15 protein-coding genes and 1 other RNA gene are annotated in these 15,114 nt (G+C 69.8%); all 16 read left to right on the top strand.

Annotated features, from left to right (window positions below; genetic code table 11):
• A partial coding sequence (locus ACLL81_RS00155; RefSeq protein WP_411286322.1) for an acyl-CoA dehydrogenase family protein occupies positions 1-432 on the top strand: 432 nt, incomplete at its 5' end.
• Positions 433-441: 9 nt separating this feature from the next.
• The gene (locus ACLL81_RS00150) at positions 442-1,335 is read left to right on the top strand and encodes a DMT family transporter (RefSeq protein ID WP_411286321.1); all 894 of its coding nucleotides are present in this window, start codon (positions 442-444) and stop codon (positions 1,333-1,335) included.
• Positions 1,332-2,051 (top strand): N-acetylmuramoyl-L-alanine amidase, encoded by a 720-nt coding sequence (locus tag ACLL81_RS00145; RefSeq protein ID WP_411286320.1) that lies wholly within the window; start codon positions 1,332-1,334, stop codon positions 2,049-2,051. Before ACLL81_RS00150 ends, ACLL81_RS00145 begins: the two co-directional genes overlap by 4 nt.
• Positions 2,051-2,659, top strand: coding sequence for an FMN-binding negative transcriptional regulator (locus ACLL81_RS00140; RefSeq protein WP_411286319.1), 609 nt, complete (start codon positions 2,051-2,053; stop codon positions 2,657-2,659). Before ACLL81_RS00145 ends, ACLL81_RS00140 begins: the two co-directional genes overlap by 1 nt.
• A 34-nt stretch (positions 2,660-2,693) precedes the next feature.
• An RNA gene (rnpB, locus tag ACLL81_RS00135) (RNase P RNA component class A) lies at positions 2,694-3,076 on the top strand.
• Positions 3,077-3,345: 269 nt separating this feature from the next.
• Positions 3,346-3,813 carry a division/cell wall cluster transcriptional repressor MraZ gene (locus ACLL81_RS00130; protein WP_411286318.1) on the top strand — a complete coding sequence of 156 codons (468 nt, stop codon included), beginning with the start codon at positions 3,346-3,348 and terminating at the stop codon, positions 3,811-3,813.
• Positions 3,810-4,742, top strand: a complete 933-nt coding sequence (gene rsmH / locus ACLL81_RS00125) for a 16S rRNA (cytosine(1402)-N(4))-methyltransferase RsmH (RefSeq protein WP_411286317.1) — start codon at positions 3,810-3,812, stop codon at positions 4,740-4,742. Before ACLL81_RS00130 ends, rsmH begins: the two co-directional genes overlap by 4 nt.
• Positions 4,739-5,170, top strand: a complete 432-nt coding sequence (locus ACLL81_RS00120; protein ID WP_411286316.1) for a cell division protein — start codon at positions 4,739-4,741, stop codon at positions 5,168-5,170. The genes rsmH and ACLL81_RS00120 overlap by 4 nt, the downstream gene beginning before the upstream one ends.
• Positions 5,167-6,915, top strand: coding sequence for a peptidoglycan D,D-transpeptidase FtsI family protein (locus ACLL81_RS00115; RefSeq protein WP_411286315.1), 1,749 nt, complete (start codon positions 5,167-5,169; stop codon positions 6,913-6,915). Before ACLL81_RS00120 ends, ACLL81_RS00115 begins: the two co-directional genes overlap by 4 nt.
• Positions 6,912-8,366 (top strand): UDP-N-acetylmuramoyl-L-alanyl-D-glutamate--2,6-diaminopimelate ligase, encoded by a 1,455-nt coding sequence (locus tag ACLL81_RS00110; RefSeq protein WP_411286314.1) that lies wholly within the window; start codon positions 6,912-6,914, stop codon positions 8,364-8,366. Before ACLL81_RS00115 ends, ACLL81_RS00110 begins: the two co-directional genes overlap by 4 nt.
• Complete coding sequence (locus tag ACLL81_RS00105; RefSeq protein WP_411286313.1) at positions 8,359-9,750, top strand: UDP-N-acetylmuramoyl-tripeptide--D-alanyl-D-alanine ligase; 1,392 nt, start codon at positions 8,359-8,361, stop codon at positions 9,748-9,750. The genes ACLL81_RS00110 and ACLL81_RS00105 overlap by 8 nt, the downstream gene beginning before the upstream one ends.
• Positions 9,750-10,859 carry a phospho-N-acetylmuramoyl-pentapeptide-transferase gene (gene mraY / locus ACLL81_RS00100; protein WP_411286312.1) on the top strand — a complete coding sequence of 370 codons (1,110 nt, stop codon included), beginning with the start codon at positions 9,750-9,752 and terminating at the stop codon, positions 10,857-10,859. The genes ACLL81_RS00105 and mraY overlap by 1 nt, the downstream gene beginning before the upstream one ends.
• Before the next feature lie 16 nt (positions 10,860-10,875).
• Positions 10,876-12,297 carry a UDP-N-acetylmuramoyl-L-alanine--D-glutamate ligase gene (gene murD, locus ACLL81_RS00095; protein WP_411286311.1) on the top strand — a complete coding sequence of 474 codons (1,422 nt, stop codon included), beginning with the start codon at positions 10,876-10,878 and terminating at the stop codon, positions 12,295-12,297.
• Positions 12,294-13,469 (top strand): putative peptidoglycan glycosyltransferase FtsW, encoded by a 1,176-nt coding sequence (locus ACLL81_RS00090; RefSeq protein WP_411286310.1) that lies wholly within the window; start codon positions 12,294-12,296, stop codon positions 13,467-13,469. Before murD ends, ACLL81_RS00090 begins: the two co-directional genes overlap by 4 nt.
• Positions 13,469-14,566: an undecaprenyldiphospho-muramoylpentapeptide beta-N-acetylglucosaminyltransferase gene (gene murG / locus ACLL81_RS00085; protein WP_411286309.1), complete on the top strand. Its 1,098-nt coding sequence runs from the start codon at positions 13,469-13,471 to the stop codon at positions 14,564-14,566. The genes ACLL81_RS00090 and murG overlap by 1 nt, the downstream gene beginning before the upstream one ends.
• Before the next feature lie 221 nt (positions 14,567-14,787).
• The coding region (locus ACLL81_RS00080) for a hypothetical protein (RefSeq protein WP_411286308.1) at positions 14,788-15,114 on the top strand (327 nt) is incomplete at its 3' end.

The raw sequence follows: 15,114 nt of genomic DNA, 5'->3' as shown, positions 1-15,114 counted from the left end.
GACGAGGCGATCGCCGCCACCTGCGCCGAGGCCTGCGGCGTGCTGCGCAAGCTGCACGAAGGCACCTTGGAGTACACCAAGCAGCGCAAGCAGTTCGGCCAGCCGATCTCGGCTTTCCAGGTGCTGCAGCATCGCATGGTCGACATGTTCATCCAGGTCGAGCAGGCGATCTCGATGACCTACATGGCCAACATCAAGCTCGAGGACGACGCGGAGCGGTCCAAGGCCGCCTCCGCCGCCAAGGTGCAGATCGGCAAGGCCTGCCGCTTCGTCGGCCAGAACGCCATCCAGATCCACGGCGGCATGGGCATGACCGACGAGATGGCCATCGGCCACTACTTCAAGCGCGCCACCATGATTGAGAGCGCCTTCGGCTCCGTCGACCACCACCTGGGCCGCTACGAACTGCTCAGCCTGGGCCAGGCGGCTTAACCGGGGCGCATGTCCCTTCGCGACTTCGGTCTTCTGGTGCTGATCTGCCTGCTCTGGGCCCTGAACAACATCGTCTCGAAATACGTGGTCAGCGACCTGGGCATACCGCCCCTGTTCTACGCGGCGGCGCGCTTTGCGGTGGTCGCCCTGCTGGTGTTCCCGTGGCTGTTTCCCATGCCCAGGCCGCGCTGGCGGCTGATCGTGGTGGCGCTGCTGATGGGCGGCGGCAACTTCGCCCTGCTGTTCATCGGCCTGCAGTCGGCGACGCCGTCCTCGGCTGCAGTGGTCCTGCAACTGGGCGTGCCCATAACCACCCTGCTCTCTGTGATGATGCTGGGCGAGCGGATCCGCTGGCGGCGCGGGATCGGCATCGCCCTGACGCTCGCCGGCGCGCTCACCGTCATGTGGGACCCGGGCGGCTTCAGCCTGTCGGCGGGGCTGCTGTATGTGGCCGCAGCGGCCTTCCTGGGATCCCTGGGCGCGGTGATGATGAAGCAGATGGAGGGCGTGAAGCCCATGCAGTTCCAAGCCTGGGTGGGGTTCGCCTCGCTGCCGCCCCTGGCGGCGCTGTCCGCATGGCTCGAGCCCGGCGCGGTGGCCGCGGGCCTGGCCGCCGGCTGGCCGTTCCTAGGGGCGGTGCTGTTCTCCGGTCTGGTGGTGTCGGTGCTGGCGCACACGGTCTACTACGCGCTCATCCAGCGCTATGAGGCCAACCTGATCTCGCCGTTGACGCTGATGACGCCGCTGGCCACCATCGCCCTTGGGGTGGCGATCCTGCACGACCCATTCGGGCCGCGGATGGCGGTGGGCAGCGCGATGGCCCTGACCGGGGTGCTGATCGTCGCCCTTCGCGGCAATCAGGTAATGCCGCTGCTGCTCGCCATACGGAACCGCGCGCAATGAACTTCATCGAGGCGCCTTCGCCCAACTTCGACATCCGCAAGGCCCCCCCGCACATCCTGGTGCTGCACTACACCGGCATGCCCACCGGCGAGGAGGCCCTGGCCAGGCTGCGCGACCCCAAGGCCAAGGTCTCGTCGCACTATATGGTAGAGGAGGACGGGCGAATCTTTCGGCTTGTCCCCGAGGAGCGCCGGGCCTGGCACGCCGGGGCCTCGTCCTGGCGCGGGCAGCGCGACGTCAACGGCGCGTCGGTGGGGATCGAGATCGTCAACCCGGGCCACGAGTTCGGCTACCGACCGTTTCCGCAGGCGCAGGTCGATGCGGTGATCGCCCTGGTGGGCGACATCCGCGGCCGCTGGACCATCGAGGACGGCAGTATCGTCGGACATTCCGACATCGCGCCGACCCGCAAGGACGACCCCGGCGAACTGTTCCCCTGGAAGGAACTGGCGCAGGCCGGCCACGGCCTGTGGGCGGAGGCGCCGGCCGCCCCCGGCGCGCCGCTGGGCGAGGGCGAGGAGGGGGCCGGGGTATTCGCCCTGCAGGCCGGGTTCACCCGCCTGGGTTATGACTGCCCGCCGTCCGGCCGGTTCGAGGCGGGGACCACGGCGGTGGTGCGCGCCTTCCAGCGGCACTGGCGCCCGGCGCGGGTGGACGGGATCGCCGACGGCGAGACCCGCGCCCGGCTGATCGCCCTGTTGCGGCTGGGCGCCTGATGCACCCGGCGCGAGACTTCCTGGTGACCGGCGAGGCGAAGCTGCTGGCCTGGCTGGCCGAGCATCCGTTCATGACGCTGGCCGCCGCGCCGCAGGGCCGTCCGCTGGTGGCCCACGCACCGGTGGTGATCCGCAGGCAAGCTCAGGCGCTGGTGCTGGACTTCCACATCTCCCGGAGCAACGCGCTGGCCGCCCATCTGGCCGAGGGGTTCGCCGCGGTGATGGTGAGCCTGGGCCCGGACGCCTACGTCAGCCCGGACTGGTACGAAAGCGCCGACCAGGTGCCCACCTGGAACTACCTGACGGTGGAGGCCGAGGGGACCGTGACGGCGCTGCCTACCCAGGGCCTGGTGACCCAGCTTGACGACCTGTCGGCGCAGGAGGAGGCGAGACTCGCGCCCAAGCCGCCCTGGACCCGCGACAAGATGGGCCCCGGCCGATTCGACCAGGTCGCCCGCGGCATCCTGGGGGCGCGGCTCGCCGTCCAGCGCCTGCAGGGGACCTGGAAGCTGTCGCAGAACAAGGCCGCAGCGGATCACGCCGGCGTGCTGGCCGCCCTGGGGGACCATCCGGTGGCCGGGCTGATGCGCGGCCACGACGTGGGTTGACCCCGCAGCCGCCAGGCATCAGTTTCCGCGCGGACCAGACGGCCGGGCGGTCGCGGGCGCAAGCTCGAGGAAAGTCCGGGCTCCACGACGACATGGCGGCGGGTAACGCCCGCCGGGGGTGACCCTAGGGATAGCGCCACAGAAAGCAAACCGCCGGCCTTCGGGCCGGTAAGGGTGAAAGGGTGGGGTAAGAGCCCACCGCGTGCCTGGTGACAGGGACGGCATGGCAAGCCCCGCCAGGAGCAAGACCGAATAGGGATTCCGCGCCGGAGTAATCCGGTAGGGCCGTCGCCGGCCTGAGGGATCCGGGTAGGTCGCGAGAACCGGCCCGCGAGGGTCGGTCCAGAGGAATGGCCGCCGCGTCCGGGCTTTCGGGTCCGGGCGGCACAGAACCCGGCTTACAGGCCGTCTGGTCCCACCATCAGCTCTGCAAGAGCGCCGAACGGGCGCGCCGCTTTGTTAACGCGTTCTATGTATGTTCTGTGGACAACAGTATTCCGTTAACCATGAGCATTGGCGATTGCTTTGTTTTGACGCGAAATAGTCACGGTGAGTCATTGTCTCCCATTTCGTCCCATGTTAACCCACTCATCATTCGCTAACCAAACCGATTTGCCTGGGGTGGGTCATTCGGAGGCGCGGCGGGGGGCGGCCAGGGGGCCGCTGCAGCGGGGGCAATGGGCTAGATGTTTCTCTCGACCTTCGAGAAACAACTGGACGCCAAACGGCGCATCGTCGTGCCGCAGGAATTCCGCGCCCTGGCCGCTGGGCCCTTTGAAGGCGTCTTCTGTTTTCCCTCCATCGAGGCCGACTGCGTCGAGGGCGGCGGCAAGGCGCTGTTCGACCGCTACAACGGGGTGATCGAGGAGCTGGAGTTCGGCGACCCGCTGCGCTCGGCCCTGGAGACCTCCGTGTTAGGCGGCATGGCTAAGCTCTCCTTCGACACCGCCGGCCGCATCACCCTGCCGGAAACCCTTTGCGACATGTTCGGCCTCACCGACTGGGTGACGGTCGTGGGGATGGGCGACCGCTTCCAGATCTGGGAGCGCCAGGCTTTCCAGGCGCACCGCGCCGCCCAGCGCGAGACCGCCCGCGAGGGCCTGGCCACCCTGCGCGCCCAGCAACGCGCCGCCCGCCTGGGATCGGCCGGATGAGCGCAGCCCACACCCCCGTCCTGATTGCAGAAGTCCTGGACGGGCTGGAAGCCGCGCCCGGCAAGACCATCATCGACGGCACCTTCGGGGCCGGCGGCTACGCCCGCGCCATCCTGGCCACCGGCGCCAGGGTCATCGCCTTCGACCGCGACCCCACCGCCGCCCGGTTCGCGCAGGGCCTGCCCGCCGACCGCTTCCGGCTGGTGGCGAGCTGCTTCTCGGACATGGAAGACGTGGCCGGTGAGGCCGCCGTGGACGGGGTGGCCCTGGACCTGGGCGTCTCCTCCATGCAGATCGACCAGCCGGAGCGCGGCTTCTCCTTCATGCGCGACGGCCCCCTGGACATGCGCATGGGTGCCGAGGGCCAGACCGCTGCCGATCTAGTCAACACCGCCCAGCCCAAGGATCTTGCGCGGCTCTTGTTCGTCTATGGCGAGGAGCGGCAGAGCCGCCGGATCGCCGCGGCGATCGCGCGCCGCCGCGCCGAGCAGCCGTTCACCCGCACCCTGGAACTGGCCGAATTCATCGAGAAGGCCCTGGGCGGCCGGCGCGGCGCCAAAGTCCATCCTGCGACCCGCTCCTTCCAGGCCCTGCGCATAGCAGTGAACGAGGAGCTCTCGGAACTCGAAGCCGGCCTGCTGGCCGCCGAGCGCACCCTGAAGACCGGCGGCCGGCTCTGCGTGGTCACTTTCCATTCTCTGGAGGACCGGATCGTGAAGACCTTCCTCTCGGTCCGCTCCGGCCGCACCCCGGCGGCCTCGCGGCACGCCCCGCCGCGGCAGACGGGGCCCGCGCCCAGCTTCGATCTGCTGTTCAACGGGGCGCACTCCCCGTCGGACGCCGAGGTCGCGGCCAATCCCCGGGCCCGGTCGGCCAAACTTCGCGCCGCAGTGCGCACGGACGCTCCCGTCTGGAGGGAAGCGGCATGAGCCTGCTCGACCGTCGTATCCGCGGCTTTCGCCTGGTGGACATGGTGGCGCTGGGCGCCCTGATGGCCTTGATCCTCGGCGTCTACCTGGCCAAGACCATCGCCGGGCGCGAGCGCGCCGAGATCGCCCGCATCGAACGGCAGATCGACGCCGAGAAGACCCGCATCCGCCTGCTCCAGGCGGAGGTCTCCCATCAGGAACAGCCGCAGCGCCTGGAGCGCCTCTCCAGCGCCTACCTCGGCCTGCAGCCGGTCTCCCTGAAGCGCGAGGTGACCATCGACGGCCTCGCCGAGGTGGCCCGCAGGGAACCCCCGCCCATGCCGCCGCCGCCCCCGGTGGTGGTGGAGCTTGCGGCGCCTGAGGCTGAGGCGCCCGTCGTCCAGCCCACCGCGCCGGTGGCCGCCGAACTGACGGACCCGCAGCCATGAGCCTCGGGCAGCAGGCCTTCGGATCCTCAGCCATCTCGCGATGGCTAGGGCGCCGAGTCTGGGGGTTGGAGCATGCCTTCGAGCGCGCCCGCGCCTCCGGCCGCGCCGAGGACGACACTCGCCTGCGCATCTTTTTCGTGCTGGCCCTGTTCGCCACCAGCTTCGTGACCTTGGCGGTGGGCGCCACCCGCGCGGCCCTGTTCTCCGGCCTGGGCCACGTGGACGGGATCACCGCGCCGATGGGTGCGGCCCGGGCTGACCTGGTGGACCGCCACGGCCAGATGCTGGCCGCCGATCTGCTGCACTACGGCCTCTATGTGGATCCCCGGGAAATCTGGGACACCGCCGAGACCCGCCGCGCCCTGAGAGCAGCCCTGCCGACCCTTGCGTCCGAGCGGCTGGAGCGGGCGCTGCGCGGCGAGCGCCGGACCTTCCTGGTGGGCGCCCTGACGCCGGAGGCGCGGGGTCGCATCCACAGCCTTGGTCTGCCGGGCCTAAGCTTCGAGCCGGAGCAGCGCCGGGTCTATCCGCTGGGCTCCACCGCGGCGCACATCATCGGGTTTGCGGATAGCGGCGGGGAGGGCCTCTCCGGCGCCGAGCTGGCGCTCAACGAGGAAATCCGCGCCGGCGCGTCCGGTCACAAGACCGTGCCCCTCTCCATCGACCTGCGCGTGCAGGCGGCGCTGGAGGACGAGCTCAACAAGGCCGCCGCCGAGTTCCAGCCCAAGGGCGCGGTGGGCGTGGTGCTGAACGTCCACTCCGGCGAAATCCTGGGGATGGCGAACTATCCGAGCTTCGACCCGAACCGCCCGGGCGAAGCCACGGAGGACGCCAAGCTCAACCGCGCCGCGGGCGCCGTCTACGAGATGGGCTCGACCTTCAAGGCCTTCACCGTCGCCATCGGCCTGGACGCCGGGGTCGCCACGCCCACCTCGACCTTCGACGCGCGGTTCCCTTACCAGCTCGGGTACCGGACCATCCACGACTACCACGCGGCCCGGAAGATCCTGACCCTGGTGGAGGTGTTCCAGCACTCCTCCAACATCGGCACGGCCAAGCTTGCGGTGGGCATCGGCCCGCAGCGGCTGAGCAAGTATTTCGCGGCCCTGGGCCTCACCAGCACGGCCAAGGTGGAGCTGGTGGAAAGCGCCCGCCCACTGACGCCCAAGGTGTGGAATGAGGACGCGGTGGCCTCCACATCTTTCGGCCACGGGATGAATGTCAGCCCGCTGGCGCTATCGCGGGCCATGGCGACGCTGCTCAACGGCGGGACGTTGCCGCCGCTGACCATCCGCAAGCTGGAACCGGGGGTGCGGCCCACGGGTCCTAGAGCCGTGTCCGAGAAGACCTCCCAACAGATGCTACAGATCATGCGCGCCAACGTCACCGGCGGCTCCGGCGGCAAGGCTGACGTGCCCGGGTTGTCGGTGGGCGGCAAGACCGGCACCGGCGAGAAGTACGACCCGGAGATCCGCAGGTATTCAACGCAGCGTCAGGTCTCTTCCTTCGCCGCGGTTTTTCCCACCGACGGGGCCGTAAGCGACGACCGTTACTTCGTGCTGATCCTGATGGACGAGCCGCACGGTACGGCGTCGACCTTCGGCTTCTCCACCGGCGGCTGGGTGGCGGCGCCCGCCACCGGCCGGGTGATCGAGCGGATCGCCCCGTTCCTGGGCGTGCAGCGCAAGGCCGACATTCTGGCTCTCGCCGCCAGCCCGCCGTCGCCCCCGGGAGAAGCCCAGTGAGCGCGCGGCTTTCCAAGATCGTCCAGCGCGACCTGACGGCCGACCCGCAGATCAAGGGTGTCACCGCCGACAGCCGCAAGGTCGCCAAAGGTTTCCTGTTCGCCGCACTGCCGGGGTCGAAAGTCAACGGCGCGGAGTTCGCGGCCAAGGCCGTGGCCCAGGGCGCCGCCGCCGTGATCGCCGACACAGACCTGGGCCTCGACGTGCCCACCATCGTCACCCCCGACCCGCGCCGGGCCTACGCCCTGGCCGCGGCCAGGTTCTGGGGCAAGCAGCCCGCCGTCTGCGTCGCGGTCACCGGGACCAATGGCAAGACCTCGGTGGCGGCCTTCTGCCGGCAGATATTCGCCCACGCAGGGCGCACCTCGGCCAGCATGGGCACGCTGGGCGTGCGCATCTCTCGTCCCGACGGTAAGGACGAGCAGGTTACCCCGCCCGGACTGACCACGCCGGACGCCGCCGACGTGGCCGAACTGCTGGCCAGGATCACCGAAAAGGGCGTCACCCACCTCGCCATGGAGGCCTCCTCCCACGGGGTCGACCAGCGCCGCCTGGACGGGGTGACCCTGACCGCCGCGGGCTTCCTCAATCTGACCCAGGACCACCTGGACTATCACGGCACCATGGGCGCCTACCGGGCGGCCAAGCTGCGGCTATTCGAGACCCTGCTGCCGCGGGGCGGGACCGCGGTGCTGAACGCCGACTCCGACGCCTTCCCTGCCTTCGCGGGCGCGGCGATCATGGCCGGGCAGACCCTTCTGTCGGTGGGCGAGGCGGGCCAGGCGCTGCGGCTGGTGGAGCGCACCCCGACGCCCGAGGGCCAGCGGCTGAACATCGAGGCGGAGGGCCGCCGGCACGAGGTGCTGCTGCCCCTGGCCGGAGGCTTCCAGGCGTCCAACGCCCTTGTGGCGGCGGGCCTGTGCCGCGCCGCGGGCCTCGGCCTTGAGGAGACCCTGGCCGCCCTGGAGATACTGGAAGGCGCCCCCGGCCGGCTGCAGCGCGTGGGCCCCGGCCCGCACGGCGGCGAGGCCTATGTGGACTACGCCCACACCCCCGACGGCCTGGAGACGGTGCTGCGCGCCCTGCGCCCGCATGTGAAGAGCCGGCTGATCGTGGTGTTCGGGGCTGGCGGCGACCGCGACCGCGGCAAACGCCCGCTGATGGGCCAAGTCGCCGCCGAACTGGCGGACGTGGCCATCATCACCGACGACAATCCGCGCAGCGAGGTCCCCGCCGCGATCCGCGCCGAGGTGCTGGCCGGCTCTGTGGGCGCCACCGAGATCGGCGACCGGCGCGAGGCGATCCGCGCAGCCGCCGCGATGCTGGGGGTCGGCGACATCCTGGTGGTGGCCGGCAAGGGTCACGAGCAGGGCCAGATCGTCGGCGACACGGTCCACCCCTTCGACGACGTCACCGAGACCGCCCAGGCCCTGGAGTTGGTCCATGGCTGAGCCGCTGTGGACCTCCGACGAGATCGCCGGCGCGACGGGCGGCCGTTCGGTGGGCGGAGCCTTCGCCGCCACGGGTGTTTCCATCGATACCCGCACGCTGGAGCCTGGCGACCTGTTCGTCGCTCTGGGGGGAGCGCGCGACGGCCACGAGTTCGTGGCCCAGGCCCTGGCCAACGGCGCGACGGGCGCCCTCGTTAGCCGCGACGTCGGCGGCCCAGCGGTGGCGGTGGACGACACCCTCGCGGCCCTGGAGCGGCTGGGTGTGGCGGCCCGCGACCGGGCGCCCAACGCCCGGCGGGGCGCGGTGACCGGATCTGTGGGCAAGACCAGCGTCACCCAGGCGATCATCGCCGGCCTGCGGCTGGCCGGTCCGGCGCATTCGTCGGTGAAGTCCTACAACAATCACATCGGCGTTCCCCTCACCCTGGCCCGGATGCCCAGGGCAACCGAGCGCGCGGTGTTCGAGCTCGGCATGAACCACGCCGACGAAATCCGGCCCCTGGCCCGGATGGTGCGGCCCCACGCAGTGGCGATCACCACCGTTGGCCCGGTCCACACGGAAAACTTCCCCGACGGCGAGCAGGGCGTCGCCCGCGCCAAGGCCGAGGTGTTCGCCGGCCTGGAAACTGGCGGCGTGGCGGTCCTGAACGCCGACAACGCCTGGTTCGATTTCCTCAAGGCAGAAGCCAAGGCCGTGGGTGCGGAGGTGCGCACCTTCGGGACCGGCGCCGACTGCGACGCGCGGCTGATCGACTTCCAGGTTCCCGGCGACAACGCGGTGGTCCAGGCGCGGCTGCACGGCAAGGCGATGGATTTCCCGATCCTGCAGACCGGCGCCCACTGGGGCCTCAATTCCATGGCCGTGCTCCTGATGTTGGAGGCCCTGGACGTGGAACTGGACGCCAGCCTGGCGGCGCTGGGGTCGTTCGAGCCGCTGCAGGGCCGGGGCGCTGAAAAGTGGGTCCATACGACCGGCGGCGCATTCACCCTGATCGATGAGAGCTACAACGCCAACCCGATCTCCATGGCCTCGGCCATCGCCACGCTCGGCGCGCGCAAGGCGGACGGGCGGCGGATCGTCGCGCTCACCGACATGCTGGAGCTGGGCGCCGACGGCCCCAGCTTCCATGCCGCCCTCGCGCAGCCCCTGGACCGGGCGGGCATCGACCTGGTGTTCTGCGCCGGCCCCCTGATGAAATCCCTATGGGACGCCCTTCCGCCGACTCGACGGGGCGCGTACGCCCGGAGTGCGGCCGAACTCGCGCCGCAGGTCGCCCAGGCCGCAGAGCCTGGCGACCTAGTGATGGTGAAGGGATCGAACGGATCGAAGGCCGGCGTCATCGCTGGAGTCTTGGCCGACCTCGATTCCGGGAAGGCGGGCTGATGTTCTACTGGCTTTACGAACAGTACGCCGCCTCCGGCTACGTCCCGATCCTCAACCTCCTAAAGTACCAGACCTTCCGCACCGGACTGGCGCTGTTCACGGCGCAGTTCGTGGTGGTGGCCATGGGCTCGCGCTTCATCCGCTGGATGCAGGCCAAGCAGGGCAAGGGCCAGCCGATCCGCGCCGACGGCATCCAGCGCCACATCGTCGAGAAGGCCGGCACGCCGACCATGGGCGGGGTGATGATCCTGGCGGGCCTGTTGATCGGCACGCTGCTGTGGTCGGACCTGTCCAACGTCTACGTCTGGGCCGTGGTCATCGTCACCGCCGGCTACGGCGTGCTGGGCTTCATGGACGACTACGCCAAGGTCACCAAGCAGACCACGGCGGGCATTTCCGGCCGCTGGCGCCTGTTCCTGGAAACCGCCATCGCGGTGGCGGCCGTCGCCCTCATCATCGTCTTCGGGACCAAGCCGCCGGAGGCGCCGGAACTGCTGACCTCGGTGTCGTTCCCGTTCGTCAAGCAGGCGCTGCTCGACTTCGGCTGGTTCTACCTAGCCTTCGGCGCCTTCATCATCGTGGGCGCCGCCAACGCTGTAAACTTCACTGACGGGCTGGACGGCCTGGCCACGGTGCCAGTGATGATCGCCGCGGCCGCCTACGGCCTGATCGCCTACCTGGTGGGAAACTACGTCTTCTCCAACTACCTGCAGCTCCACTTCGTCCCCGGCGTTGGGGAGATCGCGGTGTTCTGCGGGGCGATGATCGGGGCCGGCCTGGGCTTCCTTTGGTACAACGCCCCGCCTGCGAAGATTTTCATGGGCGACACCGGCGCCCTGGCGCTCGGCGGCGGCGTGGGCGCGGTGGCCGTAGCCACGCGCCACGAGATCGTGCTTGGCATCATCGGCGGCCTGTTTGTGGCCGAGCTCCTGTCGGTGGTCATCCAGGTTGCGTGGTTCAAGCGCACCGGGCGCCGGATCTTCCTGATGGCGCCGATCCACCACCACTTCGAGAAGCTCGGCTGGTCGGAGTCCACCGTGGTGGTCCGCTTCTGGATCGTCGCCATCATGCTGGCCCTGCTCGGGCTGGCCACCCTGAAGCTGAGGTAGGGAGCATGCGCACGTCATGATCCCGGTCCGCGGCTTTGAAGGCAGCACGGTGGCCGTATTCGGTCTGGCCCGCACGGGCCTGTCCGCGGCGCGCGCCCTCGTGGCCGGCGGAGCCCAGGTGGCCCTGTGGGACGACAAGCCGTCGTCGCGCGCCGCCGCCGAGGCCGAGGGCTTCGTCCTGACCGACCTCAGCAAGGCCGACTGGAGCGGGTTCGCCGCCCTGATGCTGTCGCCGGGCGTGCCGTTGACCCATCCCGCGCCCCACTGGACCGTGCAGCGCGCCAACGAGGCCGGCGTCGAAATCGTCGGCGACATGGAGCTTTTCGCCCGCACGGTGAACGCCGCGCCCGAGCACAAGCGCCCGAAGATCGTCGCCATCACCGGCACCAACGGCAAGTCCACCACCACCGCCCTGGTGGGTCACATCTGCGCTCAGGCGGGCCGCGATGTGCGCATCGGCGGCAACATCGGCTACGGCGTCCTGGGCCTGGAGGACATGCACGGCGGGGCGGTCTACGTCCTGGAGATGAGCTCCTATCAGCTGGACCTGACCTCCAGCTTGAAGGCCGACGTGACCATCATGCTGAACATCTCGCCCGACCACCTGGACCGGCACGGCGGGATGGAGGGCTACGTCGCCGCCAAGCGCCGCATCCTGGCCAACCAGGGCAAAGGCGACACCGCTGTGATCGGCGTGGACGATCCCTGGGGGCAGCGGATCTGCACTGAGATCACCGCCGCCAACCGCCGCACCATCGTGCCGATCTCCGCCTCCAAGGCTATGGGCCGGGGCGTCTATGTGCTGAACGGCCTGCTCTACGACGCCACGGCCGAGCGCGCCGTGGAAGTGGCCGACCTGCTGCAGGCTCGCTCCTTGCCGGGCCGCCACAACTGGCAGAACGCGGCCGCGGCCTACGCTGCCGCCAAGGGCCTGGGGATCGGCGCCGACGAGGCCGCCGAGCACCTGATGAGCTTCCCGGGCCTGGCGCACCGCATGGAGACCGTGGGCATGCTGGGCCGGGTGCGCTTCGTCAACGACTCGAAGGCCACCAACACCGACGCCGCGCGCCAGGCGCTTTCCAGCTATCCCAAGGTCTATTGGATCGCCGGCGGCCAGCCGAAGGCCGGCGGCATCGAGGCCTTGGCCGACCTCTTCGGCCGCGTCGAGAAGGCCTATCTGGTGGGCGAGGCCATGCCGGAGTTCGCCCAGACCCTGAAGGGCAAGGCCTCCGTCGCCGAGTGCGGGACCATCGCCCAGGCGGTGGCCCAGGCCTATTCGGATGCCGCAGCCGCGGGCCAGGACGCCATCGTGCTGCTGTCGCCGGCAGCCGCGTCCTTCGACCAGTTCGCCGATTTCGAGGCGCGTGGCGAGGCGTTCCGCTCCGCCGTGCAGGATCTCGCCACAACGCCCGTGGCCGCGGCGCGGGGGGCCGCATGACCTCGTCCTCGCAGGCGCACGCCTTCGCCCGCTCCGACCGCTCCGCCATCGGGGTCTGGTGGTGGACGGTGGACCGCTGGATGCTGGGCGTGATTGCGATGCTGATCTTCACGGGTGTGCTGATGTCGTTCGCGGCCAGCCCGGCCGCCGCCACGCGGATGAACCTGGGCGACCCGTTCCATTTCGCCGTGCGCCAGTGCGTGTTCGCCGGCGCCTCGGCCTTCATCCTGATCACGATGTCGATGCTGGAGGTGAAGGGTGTGCGCCGGGCGGCCTTCTTCATCTGGCTGGCGGCCATCGCCATCATGATCGCCCTGCCGTTCATCGGCCACAGCGCCAAGGGGGCGACCCGCTGGCTGCAGTTCGGCGGCTTCACCTTCCAGCCGTCGGAGTACATGAAACCGGCGCTGATCATCCTGGTGGCCTGGATGTTCGCCGAGGGCCAGAAGGGCAAGGGCGTGCCGGGCGTATCTATCGCCTTCGCCCTCTATCTGGTCTCCGTGGGCCTGCTGCTGATCCAGCCGGACGTGGGCCAGACGGTGCTGATCACCGTGGCCTTCGGGGCCGCCTTCTGGATGGCCGGGGTGCCGATCTCCTGGGTCATGGGGTTGGGGACGGCAGCGATCGCGGGCCTCGGCTCCACCTACTTCCTGTTCGATCACGTGCAGAGCCGGGTCGACCGGTTCTTCTCTCCCGACAAGGCCGATACCCACCAGGTGGACGCCGCCGCCGTGGCCCAGGCCGCGGGCGGCCTGTTCGGGCGGGGGCCGGGGGAGGGCGTGATGAAGCGCCACGTGCCCGACCTGCACACCGACTTCGCCGCCAGCGTCGGGGCCGAGGAGTTCGGGCTGGTGTTCCTCCTGGTGGTGATCTCGCTGTTCGCCTTCGTGGTGATCCGCGGCCTGCAGCGGGCGATGAAGCTCAGCGACCCGTTCGAGCAGGTGGCCGCCGCCGGCCTCTTCGTGCTGGTCGGTCAGCAGGCGATCATCAACCTGGCGGTCAATCTCAACATGATCCCGACCAAGGGGATGACCCTGCCGTTCATCAGCTATGGCGGCTCGTCGATGCTGGCCATGGGCCTGACTCTCGGCCTGGCGCTGGCGCTGACGCGGCGGCGGCCGGGCGCCTACAAGCACACCGAGGGACTGGCCCAGGCGGGCCAGTTCACCTGATGCGCAAGATCGCGGTCGTCGCCGCCGGGGGAACGGGGGGGCATCTGTTCCCCGCCCAGGCCCTGGCCGAGGCGCTGATCGCGCGGGGCTGGGGGATCGTGCTGGCGTCGGACGAACGGGTGGCGGGCCTGGCGCAGGACTTCCCGGCCGAGCGGCGCATCGGCCTGTCGGCGGCCACCTTCAAGCCCGGCGACCCGATCGGCATGGCCCGCGCCGGGTTCGCCGTGCTGCGCGGCGCCCTGCAGGCCCGGGCCCTGTTCCGCGAGATCGGCCCCAATGTGGTGGTGGGCTTCGGCGGCTATCCTTCGGCGCCGGCCCTGGTGGCGGCGGTGATCGACCGGCGCCCGACGGTGATCCATGAGCAGAACGCCGTCATGGGCCGCGCCAACCGTTTCCTGGCCCCGCATGTGCAGACCATCGCCTGCGCCTTTCCGACCCTCATGAAGGCCCCCGCCGGGGTCGCCGAACGCGCCAAGGTGGTCGGCAATCCTGTGCGCCCGCCGATCCGCGTCCTTGCCGACCTGCCCTACGTCCCGCCCGAGCCGAACGGCCCGCTGCGCCTGCTGGTCACCGGCGGCAGTCAGGGTGCGCGGTTGCTGTCCGAGCTGGTCCCGGAGGCGATCAAGGCGCTGCCCGAGGACCTGCGCAAGCGGCTGATCGTGCAGCAGCAGACCCGCGCCGAGTCGATGAACACCGCCCGGCGCGCCTACCGCGATGCCCTGGTGGACGCCGAAATCGCGCCGTTCTTCCGAGACATCGCCAGCCGCCTACGCGACGCCCACCTGGTGATCGGCCGTTCGGGCGCGGGCACGGTGTGCGAGTTCGCCGTGGCCGGGAAACCCTCGATCCTTATCCCGCTGGCCATCGCCATCGACGACGATCAGGGCCAGAACGCCAAGCTGCTGGCCGACGCCGGCGGCGCGGAGGTGGCCCGCGAGGCCCAGCTCACCGTTGAGTCGATGGCCACCGCGCTGGAGACGCTGCTGAACAACCCCGCCCGCCTGGCCCGCATGGCCGCCGCCGCCCGCTCCGTCGCCATCCCCGACGCCGCCGAAAAACTGGCCGACGTGGTCGAGGCCACTGCCCAGCGGGGCTAGGCGACGCGGCCAAGGAGAATCCCCAACTGGGCGAATAATTCAACCAGAGCGGGAAAAAATGCGGTACGATCTACCTTCCTGGGGGTTGAAGCGGGTCAAAAGTGGCCGAACATGGTTACTCAGTGACGAATTATCCTTGCGCGCGCTCAGACGCTGGGCGAGGTTCAACTACAAGTCGAGGGACCAGCGTGGGGTCGTTTCCAGACTTGGGAGGTTGGGTGATGGGGCTGAAGTTGAAATCCCTGCGGGCTGTGCTGTTGGCGTCGGCTTTGGCGACGGCGGCCACGGCCGCGGACGCTGCGACGATCGTGCTAAACAATCAGGGCGGTGTGGCAGCCGGTTCGCAGGCCTATCAAGGGTTCACGACCGCAGCGAATTTCTGGGGATCTCTGATCTCCAACAACATTACGATCAACCTCAATGTGAAGTTCGCTCCCCTGGGCCCGGGCATTCTGGGTCAGACGGGCAGCACCTTCACCAGCAAGACCGTGCAGGGCGTCGAGGCCCGGATCATCAACGGCGCCAGCAATTCGGCGATCGACCAGCAG

Source organism: Phenylobacterium sp., assembly GCF_046590535.1.
In the GTDB taxonomy this organism is placed as follows: Bacteria; Pseudomonadota; Alphaproteobacteria; order Caulobacterales; family Caulobacteraceae; genus Phenylobacterium.
This window is presented reverse-complemented; position numbering and strand designations above follow the sequence as displayed.